8 protein-coding genes are annotated in these 12,280 nt (G+C 53.2%); 3 read left to right on the top strand and 5 right to left on the bottom strand.

Annotation, left to right across the window (positions count from 1 at the left end):
- Positions 1-4 precede the first annotated feature (4 nt).
- The 5 genes from BK816_RS07555 to BK816_RS07535 all read right to left on the bottom strand — a co-directional run bounded on the left by BK816_RS07555 (position 5) and on the right by BK816_RS07535 (position 6,795).
- Positions 5-901, bottom strand: coding sequence for a 1,4-dihydroxy-2-naphthoate polyprenyltransferase (locus tag BK816_RS07555; RefSeq protein WP_071164629.1), 897 nt, complete (start codon positions 899-901; stop codon positions 5-7).
- A 100-nt stretch (positions 902-1,001) separates the two neighbouring features.
- On the bottom strand, positions 1,002-2,279 hold the full coding sequence (locus BK816_RS07550) for an AMP-binding protein (protein WP_071164628.1): 1,278 nt from the start codon (positions 2,277-2,279) through the stop codon (positions 1,002-1,004).
- A gap of 25 nt (positions 2,280-2,304) precedes the next feature.
- Positions 2,305-3,291 (bottom strand): 1,4-dihydroxy-2-naphthoyl-CoA synthase, encoded by a 987-nt coding sequence (locus BK816_RS07545; RefSeq protein WP_071164627.1) that lies wholly within the window; start codon positions 3,289-3,291, stop codon positions 2,305-2,307.
- A gap of 21 nt (positions 3,292-3,312) precedes the next feature.
- Positions 3,313-4,938, bottom strand: a complete 1,626-nt coding sequence (locus BK816_RS09560) for an S-layer homology domain-containing protein (RefSeq protein WP_071164626.1) — start codon at positions 4,936-4,938, stop codon at positions 3,313-3,315.
- A gap of 210 nt (positions 4,939-5,148) precedes the next feature.
- Positions 5,149-6,795, bottom strand: coding sequence for an S-layer homology domain-containing protein (locus tag BK816_RS07535; RefSeq protein WP_071164625.1), 1,647 nt, complete (start codon positions 6,793-6,795; stop codon positions 5,149-5,151).
- 192 nt (positions 6,796-6,987) lie between these two features.
- Between BK816_RS07535 and BK816_RS09770 the strand changes: the two genes are divergently transcribed.
- The 3 genes from BK816_RS09770 to BK816_RS07520 all read left to right on the top strand — a co-directional run bounded on the left by BK816_RS09770 (position 6,988) and on the right by BK816_RS07520 (position 12,278).
- On the top strand, positions 6,988-9,969 hold the full coding sequence (locus BK816_RS09770; protein WP_071164624.1) for an N-acetylmuramoyl-L-alanine amidase: 2,982 nt from the start codon (positions 6,988-6,990) through the stop codon (positions 9,967-9,969).
- 64 nt (positions 9,970-10,033) lie between these two features.
- Complete coding sequence (locus tag BK816_RS07525; RefSeq protein WP_071164623.1) at positions 10,034-11,149, top strand: DUF2797 domain-containing protein; 1,116 nt, start codon at positions 10,034-10,036, stop codon at positions 11,147-11,149.
- Positions 11,150-11,180: 31 nt separating this feature from the next.
- A complete protein-coding gene (locus tag BK816_RS07520) occupies positions 11,181-12,278 on the top strand; it encodes an o-succinylbenzoate synthase (RefSeq protein ID WP_083379154.1) in 1,098 nt (365 codons plus the stop codon).
- Positions 12,279-12,280 lie beyond the last annotated feature (2 nt).

The raw sequence follows: 12,280 nt of genomic DNA, 5'->3' as shown, positions 1-12,280 counted from the left end.
TAGCTCACCAAGCGGAGGCAAGGCTGAGGCTCAGGCCGAGGGCGTACAACAGGGTCAGTAGGCCAGTATTTTTTAGCACCACAATCAGGGCGCGTCCTTGGGCACCCTTCACTACCGGACGGATGGTGAAGTAGGAGAAGGGGACAGTTAGTGCGAGGAACAGGGCAAGGCCACCCCAGTTGATGCTGGTGCCGGTTCCTAGAATTACGATAATGCCAAGGAAAATAGCTACCCAGATGGCTTGCACGAACAGGCCGCGGGAAACTTGGTTGCCAAGACGCACTGCCAGGGTTTTCTTACCTGACAGTTTATCGGTGGGAATGTCGCGGATATTGTTGATCATTAGCAGGTCTGCTGAGAGGAGTCCCACCCCGAAAGCGGCGAGCCAGAGCCACCAAGGTGCTTGCGGAATCTGGGTCCAGGTGGTGCCGATGGTGGCAAGGAAACCGAAAAAGGTAATCACCATGATTTCCCCAAAACCGTAATAGCCGTAGGGGTGCTTACCGCCAGTGTAGAACCAGGCGGCGAGTACTGCGGCAACCCCAGCTAGTAGCAGCCACCAAGTTCCGGATACAGCGATTAGGATCAGGCCGAGGACGCCCGCCAAAGCGAAGCAAGCAAGCGCAGCCGCTAGAACTTGTGACGGTTTGGCCAGTTTCCCGCCAGTGAGGCGAGCCGGACCAGTACGATGTTCATCAGTACCGCGAATTCCGTCCGAGTAGTCGTTCGAAAAGTTCACCCCGATCTGAAGAGATAAAGCCACTAACAGAGCTAGTAGCGTGCGGAAGAAGGAGAAACCACCCAGATAGAAAGCGGCACTCGCTCCAATCATTACGGGGGCGGCAGCTGCCGGCAAAGTCTTCGGCCGGGCTCCTTCAATCCAATCGGCAGTAGTAGCCATTTGTTATCTCCGTTCTTAGGGGTGACGCAGATAAACAGTCTACTATTTTTTCACCTCGTTGTGGGTCAAGCGGTAGAGGAATGCGGCCATGGCATCACGGTTAATTGGAGTCTTCGGCCGGAAGGTTTTGTCGGGCCAACCTTTTGGCGGCTTCGCGATCAAGCTTGCCGATTCCTTTGGTGGGGACTTGGGATACCAAAAGTATCTCTTTGGGAGCGCATGGTTTCCCTAGAGTGGTTGTTACCCAGTCGCGAATTTGTCTGAGGTCTAATGTCGTGTCGTTTTGGGCGGGATCAGTGTTCGGAGTAGCTTGTCTTGCTGGCACAATCAGAGCGCAGACTTTCTCGCCCCAGGTGGGGTCTGGTAGACCAACCACTACGGCTGCCGTAATCTGAGGGTGGTCGATAAGCCTTGCCTCAACTGCCAAAGGATTCACTTTTTCTCCGCCGGTGTTGATGATCCAGTCCGCCCTGCCCAGAATACTCAATCGTCCTTCGCAATCGATTTCAGCTAGGTCCGAAGTGGGCAAGAATCGTTTGCCCATTTCGTCTGTTACCCAGTCGGTGGAAGCGTTAACGTATCCCGTCATTAAGGTGGGTGAGTTGATTAGCAGTCGCCCGGTCTCGTCTACTTTTAACTTCACCCCGGGTAGTGCCTTGCGATCGTACACACAGCCACCACAAGTTTCACTGGATCCGTAAGTAGTGACCAATATTAGGCCGGCCTGCTTGGCTTCTTGTGCGAGCTGTTTACTCATCGCCGCACCTCCCACCAAAATGGTTTGGTATTTGCGGGCCGAGGCCGTGGCCACCGAGCTGGACAAGATCTGTTCTATTTGGCGGGGAACCAACGCGGTGTAAATCGGTGTGTTAGTTGAGCGCGTTTGTTGTAACGCCGTTGTGGTTGCTTTTGAAAATTCGTCCAAATCAAAGTTGCCTTGCGGACGAGCACAAACCACCGGAGAAAAACCAGCTAAGAGGCTTCTAGCAACTACCATGGCTCCAGCAATGTGGTGTGGGGGCAAAGCCAGCACCCACTGTCCTGGGCCGGCAAGGGCTTCATGGGTAGCCTGCACACTGGTTTTAACTGCCTTGGAAGTCAGAGCCACCAGTTTGGGAGTGCTGGTAGAACCCGTCGTGCGTACCAACAAGAAGGTTTCTGTATAGTCGTCTGGGACATTATTGGTCGCAGGTTCAAATCCAAGCTGCTGGCTTACTAGAGCTGGGTCCTCGTCCTCGGCCAGCAAAAGGGCGCTGGGGACTTGACGATCTCCGTTAAGCCAATGCTGGAACCAACTACTCAAGGCAGCCACGGATTGCTCAGAGAACCCTGCGGCGAGCGGTAGATAGTTGTTCTCAATCTGTCCAAGAAGTGTCATAGCTCTTGGTAGTGGGATTAGCTGACTAGAAATAGTATGGGTAGGATGACCAGTCTGGCTGGCGGCGTTCTAGGAAGGCATCGCGTCCTTCGGCAGCCTCGTCGGTCATATATGCCAAACGAGTAGCTTCACCTGCAAATACTTGCTGACCAGCTAAACCGTCATCCGCCAAGTTGAAAGCAAACTTGAGCATACGGATAGCCTGTGGAGATTTGGTGGCAATAATTCGAGCATAATCGAGGGCGCGCTCTTCCAGCTCAGCGTGCGGCACAGCTTCATTGACCACACCCCATTTTTCGGCAGTGGTTGCATCATATTCGCGAGCAAGGAAGAAAATTTCGCGGGCGCGTTTATCGCCGCACTGGCGAGCTAACAAAGCAGAACCGTAGCCAGCATCGAATGATCCTACATTCGCATCGGTTTGCATGAACTTGGCATGTTCAAGCGAAGCGAGGGAAAGGTCGCAAACGACGTTCAACGAGTGACCGCCACCTGCTGCCCAACCGTTTACCGCTGCGATAACCACCTTGGGCATAGTGCGGATTAGCCTTTGTACTTCCAAAATGTGGAGTCTACCGGCACGAGCCGCATCGATCTGAGCTCGACGCTGATCCAGATCAGCCTCGACAGAAAAATCGGCATTATCGTTCTCGTACCGGTACCCATCGCGTCCGCGAATCCGCTGGTCACCGCCCGAACAGAAACCGTAACCACCATCCTTCGGGGAGGGGCCGTTTCCTGTCAAAATCACGGCTGCGACATCACCTGACTGACGGGCATGATCCAAGGTAATGAAAAGTTCGTCAACTGTTGCCGGACGGAACGCGTTGCGAACGTCAGGACGATCGATTGCAATACGAACTACCGGTAGATCGGTACCAGCTGGAGCTCCGTCAACCTCGCCGCGAGAGATTCCTCGGTGATAGGTGACTTCTTTTAAGCCCTCAAAACCAGGGATTTCTCGCCAGCGGGATGGATCAAAGGTGTCAGAAACAAAAGGCAACATACTCATGGGCACATTGTACCCAAAGAGTTACTTGGTTCGGTTGTGGGTGAGTCGGTAGAGGAAGGCTGCCATGGCGTCTCGTTTGATTGGGGTGGTTGGGCGGAATGTTTTGTCGGGCCAGCCGGTTGAGATTTTGGTTTGTGCGAGCCATTCGATGTGTCGTTTGAATAGGTCTCGGTTGGTGTCTTTGAAGGAGGCGTGAACGTTTTCGGCTGGTAGTGGTAGGGCGATGATGTCGGAGCTGACTTTGTTGGGGTATTTTTGGCTGAAGCGGTAGAGGAAAGCTGCCATGGCGTTTCGGTTTACTGGATCGTTTGAGCGGAAGGTGCCGTCGCCCCAGCCGCCGGTGATATTCATGTTTTTCATCCAGGTGATGGCTTTGGCAAATTGATGGTTTTTAGGGATGTCTTTAAATGGTGCCTTTGTTACATTGACTTTGGGGGAGCCTGCTAAGCGGTAGAGGAAGGCTGCCATGGCGCCGCGTTCGATGTTTAGCATGGGTCTAAATTCGGTGACTTTTGCTTCGTGTTTGGTTTTGGTGACTTTGCCGGTTTTTTGGTCTTTTTCGGTTTCGGTCCATTTTTTGGTTAGGCGCCAGCCGGTGGTGATTTTTTGGTCTTTGAGCCATTTGATTTCGCCGGCGAATTGGGTGTTGGCGTCAATGTCTGCGGCGATTTGGTAGAGGTTGCCTGCGGGGGAGGGGGCAACGTTCATGGCTCTGGTGATTTCGATTGGTTTGGCTTGGCGGTATTTGGGGGTGCAGGTGATGTTGGAGTTTGAGGGGAGGTTGATTTCGTATCCGGCTCGGGTTTTGGTGATTGGTAGGTTGGTGGTTTTCTTGTTTGCTTTGTTTTGGGCTTTGCAGTTCCAGCTGGTGATTAGGGTGCCTGCTTTGCCGCCTTTGGTGTTTAGTAGGTATTTGCCGGCTTTGATGGGTTTGCCTTTGGTGTATGCGGTTTTGGTGTCAAAGGAGGTGTTATTGGTGCGGTCAAGTGGCTCGAAGTGGTAGGTGTGGTTATCGTTTTTGGGACCAAAAGCAGAACGGATCACCAAATTAGAAGGACGAGCCCAATGCAAATGAATATTACACTTCACCGGCTTGTTCACCCCACGAGGAGCCATAAAACGTGCAGAGAAGCCAAAATTATTATGGGCAAATTTTGGATCATCAAGTTCCTGCTCGTCGAAGGTGAACCGGGTCTTACCATCGGTACAAGTAGCATCCTTAACAATCCAACTATCGCCACTATTTTTCATGCTGGGACCGTGCACATAAAAGCCGATAGAAGTTATAGCTTTCTTATTGTGCTTAAACACATGAGCAAGACCGTGCGTGTAGCTAGTGACTCGATCCCATTTCATGTTTAGTTCTTCTTCGTCCCCGTAGGCAATCGGACAATAGATTCCTTCAGCAACGCTGACTTGAACAGCCTTCTTAAGCTTAGGTCGAGGAATTGGGTCTGAGGTAAGTAACCAGTTGTAGGTAGTGTGGACACCACCAGCAGCAAATGTTTCCCATTGCTCAAAAGCTAGGCGTGCTTTGGTGCATTGGTCGTTCCAATCGTTTGCGGCTTGTGCCATGCTAACGGGTTGGATTGTTGCGCCTACTAGGGTGAGAGCAGCGAGAGCGGTGAGTTTGCGTTTTGTGATCATGGTGAAACCTTTCCCCGACGAAAATGTGACCTAAAACCCATGTTAGCCTAGTTGGCTTGCTTTTCTCATATGAGTAATCTTTGTAGTTTTTTTATTCCTTTAGCTTGTTTGTGGAGTCTAGAGAGCGTTTTGGTACAGAAAAGACTGGTGGGTGGGAAGCAGTTATTGTGCTTCCCACCCACCAGTTAGTTGAGCTAGTTCAGCCTTCGTTTACTTGACTCGGTTGTGGGTGAGTCGGTAGAGGAAGGCTGCCATGGCGTCTCGTTTGATTGGGGTGGTTGGGCGGAATGTTTTGTCGGGCCAGCCGGTAGAGATCTTGGTTTGTGCAAGCCACTCAATTTGTGGCTTAAAGAAATCTGAACCAGTGTCTTTAAAGGAAGCACGAACATTCGTGCCAGGTAGGGGAACCGAAATAATATCGGCACTAACCTTGCTTGGGTACTTAATCCGGAAGCGGTAGAGGAAGGCTGCCATGGCATTGCGATCGACGGGTGCATCTGAACGGAAAGTACCATCCCGCCAGCCACCAGTAATATCCATGTTCTTCATCCAAGTGATGGCCTTAGCAAACTGGTGGTTCTTAGGAATATCCTTAAACGGCGCCTTTGTCACATTGACCTTGGGGGAACCGGCTAAACGGTATAGGAATGCTGCCATGGCGCCGCGTTCGATATTGAGCAAAGGTCGGAACTCGGTGGCTTTTTCGGACTGTTTAACGCGAGAAATGACCTTCCCTTTCTCATCTTTAGTAATGACATCCCAAGATTTGGTGACGTGCCAGCCGGTAGTAATTTTGTTGGACTTAAGCCAGCTAATTTCGCCTGCGAACTGAGTCTTGGCATCTACGTCAACAGTCACGCCCGAAACTTTCAGCTGCGGAGGAACAGCAGCCTTCATAACTCGTTGAACGTTCTTTGGTTGAATCCTATTGAACTCGGGGGCGCAGAACACTTCAACATTAGAGGGCACATCCACTACCCAGCCAGAGCGAGTTTTAACTGTGGTGACAGGGAAACGATTTTGACCATTGCGGAAGCGTTTGGTGCAGCTCCACTTAGAAATTACATTGCCTGGGTTGCCACCACGAGCAGTAATTAAATATTTACCAGTTTTAATAAACTTCCCACGGGTATTTCTGGTGGTCGTATCGAGTGAGGCGCCATTACCTGGATCAACTGCCTCAAAGTGGTAAACATGCTGATCTTTATTTCCGAACTCAGAACGGATAATCATGCCAGCTGGGCGAGCCCAACGGAGTTCAACATTGCACTTTAGCGGTTTGGTAACTCCCTTAGGAGCTACATAACGTGCCAAATATTGTGAACGATTCTTGTTTTCTAGGGAGCGGGTTAGACTTTGTTCTTCCAGTTCGAAAGTTTTCTTCCCATCTGAACACTGCCCCTTGGTAAGCACCCAACCTTCTTTAGTATTGGTGGCTTTTTGCCCAGGAAGATCGAGGCTGAAAGAAGCCATGTGGTAAGGATTAAAAATTGGAGTACTAATACCATCGCTGAAAGTTACAGTTTTCCCGTACTGCATGGATCGTGTCTCTGGGCCCCCTGCTCCCATGTTGCAGAAACGAGTGCTTGGTCCACTAACAACATCAACATTCTTTAACGCGGGTGCTTTTGAACCGGGATCTTTAGTTAGTTTTACCGACACCTTGGTGTCAATGTATTTATCTGCCGCAAAACTATTCTTCTCGGCATTGAATCGAGACCTAGTGCATTGGCTACCCCAGCCATCCCAGTCGTCATAGTCAGCACGAGCAGTCGGAGGGGTGGCCACGAGGACGCTACCGACCACTGCTAACGTAGAAAAAGTAGTAAATAAACTGCGAGTGATGGTTCGGTTCATTGAACGCCTCCCGTAATAAGTGAAAACTTTCCTCAAATTTACCTGAGTTAGCCAAAATAAGCTGAAGAAAAAATACGTCTCAATCTCGACTAATTACTCACAATAGCTAGGTTTTTGTTGCAACCTGTGAGATTATTTGTTCCAAATCGACCTTTTAAAGATCGTTAATGTTTAACTTTAGGGAGTTTAGTTTTGGAAAAACCAAAAGCTTGGATATTGGGCCTGTCCGTTTTGACAGCAACCGCATTGGTTGGCGGCCCGCTAGTAGCTTCGGTTAGTTCAACCAATGGCCCATTGTCGTTGAGTCGTCCTGTGGTCTCCACTGGTGAGGCTACCTTCGAAGGCATTCCAGTGAGCGTTTCTACTGCCGCTGGCCCACTCTACACTCCCGTTACTGCCGCCAACCCAGAAGATTCGGTCGTGGTAAATGTTCCGACTGGAGAACCGGTACAGGTAGATTTACAGCCACAACCAGTTTCTCCTGCCGATGCTGAACGAATCAATCGTGAACTCGCCGAGCAGCGTCAGCGTGAGGAAGGCGAAGGCAAGGTCGACCTCGGCAAGCAAGCTGACGATGATCTGCCAAACCCGAATGAAACTGCCCGTGGCGTTAAGGTACGCGCAGACCTCGATGGGGGACCGAACGTGGTCGGTGCCGTTTGGCAACCAACCGACTCCAAGGTTCGAGTCACCTACCGTTACCGCAATAAGGAAGGCTGGTCGGACTGGAAAGATCTCTCCGATAACGGCGCAGATGGCCCAGATCGTGGCCGAGGACGTCCTGGTAGCGAACCAGCACCAGTAGCCGGAGCCGAAGAAGTTGAAATGATGCTCACGGTGCCCGCTGGTCAAGAACTGCCAAAAGATCCACGCGTAGCTCTAATCACGAATAAGAAGCCGGAAAAACCGGCAGAGCCTGCTCCAGCACCGCAGCCAGAAAAGCCAGCTGAACCAGCACCTGCTCCACAGCCAGAAAAGCCAGCGGATCCAGAGCCTGCTCCGGCACCGCAGCCAGAAAAGCCAGCGGATCCAGAGCCTGCTCCAGCTCCACAGCCTGAGAAGCCAGCCGAGCCAGAGCCGGCCCCAGCCCCACAAGAAGAGGAAAAGGGAAGCGCGGAAACTGGTACTGGTGCCAGCCAAAACGTTTCACTTGGAGACAGCGCTGCCGACCTCGGCCTCCAGACCCTGCTGGCAGCACCAGCAGCATGGAACGTCGCCGCGGCAGCTAACCCAGCCGATTTACTCAAGAACGATAGTTTCTTCCCCAAGGGTCCTTTCAAGGTAGAAACCCCGATGCCACGTATTCACAGTCGGGCAGAATGGGGCGCAAACGAACGGGCCATGTTCTGGACTCCGATCGAATACTCCACCGTCAAGGGTGCAATTGTGCACCACACCGACGGCACCAATAACTACACTCCCGAGCAAGTTCCTTGGTTGATTAGAAATATCTTCTACTTCCACGCAAACTCGCGTGGTTGGGGCGATATCGGCTACAACGTGATCGTCGATAAATATGGTCGGGCATGGCAAGGCCGAGCCGGTGACCTACGGAACCGCACCCCACAAGGGGCGCACGCCTACGGAACCAACAAGCAGACTTTCGGCATTTCCGTACTTGGAAACTACCACCACCAGCCTATTAGCCCGAAGGCTCGCAAGACACTCGTCGATATTCTTGCTTGGAAACTAGCCCAAAATGGTGTTGATCCGAAGACCAACATGACCCTCGTTGGCCACTTCCGTGGTCACCGTAGCCCACTAGTTACCAACACGATTTCAGGTCACCGCCAAGTTGGTTCCACCGATTGCCCAGGTAACTCCTTCTTCGCTCAGCTACCCGGTATTCGCGATGAAGTAGCTCGTCGTATCGACAAGATCACTGCCGGTCCATACGCTGACGTGCTCGTGGGTCATCAGTTCGAAGCCCCAATCACTTGGATGCGACTAAACCACTACGCACGAGGTTGGGCCGACGGCACCTTCCGTCCCATGGCACCAATCAGTCGTGAAGCCCTAATCGCCTTCATCTACCGCCTGTCAGGTGCAACTTCAACCGACACCAATAGTGGTTTTAGAGACGTGCCATCAAACTCCCTCTTCGCTAAGGAAATTACTTGGGCTAAACGCACCCATATTTCCACCGGTTGGGCTGATGGAACCTTCCGACCACAACAGCAAGTTACCCGTGAAGCGATGGCCGCATTCCTCTACCGACTCTGTAAGTCGAACGCTGAGCTATGCAACCAAAAAGCCAACACTATGCTGGAAAAGGTTTCAAAGCTAGAAGTTCCAGCAAAGCCTGAAGCTAAGAAACCAGTAACTAAGCCGACCGTCGAACCAAGCCCTGAAAAGCCAGTTCCAGCAAAGCCGGCGCCAGCAAAGCCGACTAAACCGGTACCTTCGAAGCCCGTTAAGCCAGCGCCTGCGAAACCTGCTCCGACAAAGCCGGCTCCGACTAAGCCGACTCCCGAAAAACCAGCGCCGACTAAGCCGACCAAACCGGCTCCGAAGCCTGTGCCAAAGCCGGCTCCAGTTAAGCCTGCACCTACTCCAAGCATTACCTTGGAACCAAAGAGCAGTCAGAAGTCTCTAAATAGCGCTGCCTTCGAGTTCGCTCCGGCAACCGTGATGGTGCAAAGCGCATCACGCGTTCCCACCGATTCCGAAATCGGTAGCTACGACATAGCAAAGATCCCGGAAAAGGTGCGGGCAAATATACTCAAGTACGGCACCACCCCAACAGTGGAAAAGTCGACGCCAGAGCCGAAGAAACCGGCACCGGTTAAACCGACCCCCAAGAAACCGGCTCCAGTTAAGCCTGCACCTGCAAAGCCGGCTCCAACGAAGCCTGCACCTGCAAAGCCGGCTCCAACGAAGCCTGCACCTGCAAAGCCGGCTCCGAAGAAGCCAGTACCGGTAAAGCCATCGCCGATGGTGCCACCGACTCAGCCTGCCAAGGAATTGCCGGCAACTCCAGAGCCAGTGGTTGAATACTTGCCACAGCAGATTTTCAAAGACGTTCGCGCACAGGATCTATTCGCCCGCGAAATCTATTGGATGAAGCTATCGGGTATCTCCACCGGTTGGGCGGACCACACCTATCGTCCAGGTGCCAACACCCAGCGTCAGGCCATGGCTGCCTTCCTCTACCGTTTGGCTACCGGCAAATAAGCTCAGCGTAGATTTTCGGTCGTGATAGGCGAAAGAAGCAAAGCTATCTAGTAACCTTGAACGCATGAAAACCTACCTGCTGAGACTATCTGCCGACCAAAGCGAAACCAAAGGAAACTGGCGTACCCTCCCCGAGACCCCAAATGCCACTGGGAACGAGGGGGAAACAACTCAGTTGCACGCCGAGGTCGAAAGCGTCCCAGTTTTCGCCGCAGGTCACCAGCTCAGTGGTGCCCTGACTGGTGCCAGACGCTGCATTGGCTCTCAACAGTTACAGCCTGACGGTACCTTTGCGTATGTGCCTTGCCGAACTGCTCGGATTATCACCAAAGGAAAGCAGTGCTTTCCCTGCTCAAGAGCAGACGAATCCCGACTTATTCATCACACGCCCAGGGAAAAAGCCTCACCTGCGTTGATTAAGTACCTTGACGTGCCACATTTCCTTTATGTGGCGGGATTTGCTGACGGCACCTGGAAAGTGGGCACCTCACGACTTGCTCGCGGGGAAAACCGCTGGGTAGAACAAGGAGCCGTGGTTGCCATTCGCGTCGCTCAATATGAAGACGGCTGGCAAGTACGAGCCGCTGAAGATGCCACCTCGACCAACCTCGACTTCACCCAAGCAGTTCGCTCAAGCCGCAAAGCCAAGAGCTTCCTGCCCCAAACCAGCCTGTCCGAACTAGTGCTTGCCGCCTGTGAAAAAGCCACCGAGGTAAAAAACTTCCTGCAAGGACAAGCTCCAGACGAAGAAATGGACCTCTTCGCCCCGCTCGCCCTCGGCAAGCAAAGCAGTCCAGAAACCAACCCAGAACTTGCCGGTGTCACCCCAGAACCACTAAACCAAGACTCCGCAGGTGCGAAACTATTCGCCGAAACCCTCAAAAATCAAGCGGCCAAAACAAACGGGAGAGCCACCGCCAACCAAGGCACAGAATGGGACTGGATTATAGAAAACCAGCTCGGTTGGGCAAACCCGGCGGCACAACCATGGCTAGACAAACCGCTAACGGCCCTGCCTAAAGGCACCCTGAACTACCCACAAACCTGGCAGATCGAGGCCGTTTTCGGACCCACCGCCATCCTGCGCTCGCTCGACGACGAACACGGAGAAGGGCAGGTCGTCGACCTCGGAGCCCTAATCAGTCAAGAATGGGAACTCAACCTTCCCGCCAGCCACTAGGAGCTATCACCGCAACTAGCAGGAGCAAGACATGAGCGAGCACAGCCAAAACCCCCCAAGCGCCAAACGACCCGAACAGGTCTACGCCACCACCTTCTTTGACAGCAACCAAATTCCGCAAAAACTAGCTGCTAAAGGGATCGACGCCATCGTGGCATGGCAAGTGCCCATGCGCGTTAAATTCCGCAGAATCTGGCTCAGAGAAGGAATCTGGCTGCACGGGCCAGCCGGTTGGGGAGAATGCTCGCCATTTTGGGACTACGACGCGGTCGAATCAGCACACTGGCTTGCCGCTGGACTCGAAACCGCCACCCTAGAATTACCCCTACCACAGCTAAACGCGATTCCACTCAACGTCACCGTGCCGGTAGTACCACCCGAACGAGCCGCCGAAATCGTGGCCAAATCCGGTGCCAGCACCGCCAAAGTGAAAGTGGCCGACCCTGGAAGTGACCTCGCCGCCGACGTCCAACGACTCGCAGCAGTGCGCGAAGCCATCGGCGACACCGGCAAAATCAGAATCGACGCCAACGCCGCCTGGGACGTATCCCAAGCAGTCAGCGCCATTGGCATTCTTAATCAAGCTGCCGGCGGCCTCGACTACGTGGAACAGCCCTGCCCCAGCGTCGCCGAATTAGCCGAAGTAAAACAAAAAGTGGGGGTGCGTATTGCCGCTGACGAATCAGTGCGCAGAGCCGAAGACCCCCTCGCTGTGGCCAAAGCCGGGGCCGCAGACTTGCTAGTGATTAAGGTCCAACCGCTTGGTGGTATCCGCCAAGCACTGCACATCTGTGAAGCCGCGCAACTCCCCGTGGTCGTATCCTCCGCCCTCGATGCGGCCTACGGCATTTGGGCCGGTGGCAGACTAGCAGAACAACTCGCCCTCAAAGGCCAACTCGATGGGGCCTGCGGTTTAGGTACCATGAGCCTGTTTACCGAGGACGTCCTCGGGCAAGCAAACCCATCCGACGGGGCCCACCTAAGCACCCAAAAGCCCGATTTCGACCCCATCTACCACCCCAGCGAAAACGGCCCCGAGCAGGTGCGCCACGAACTAAGAGAACGCTGGGCCACTAGACTTGCCGCCATGAGCCAAGCGTTGCCAGAACGCAGGTTTGGCAAACCATGAGC

The organism is Boudabousia tangfeifanii, from assembly GCF_001856685.1.
Taxonomy (GTDB): domain Bacteria; phylum Actinomycetota; class Actinomycetes; order Actinomycetales; family Actinomycetaceae; genus Boudabousia; species Boudabousia tangfeifanii.
Note: the sequence above shows the minus strand (reverse complement) of the source record. Positions and strands in the feature narration are given on the sequence as shown.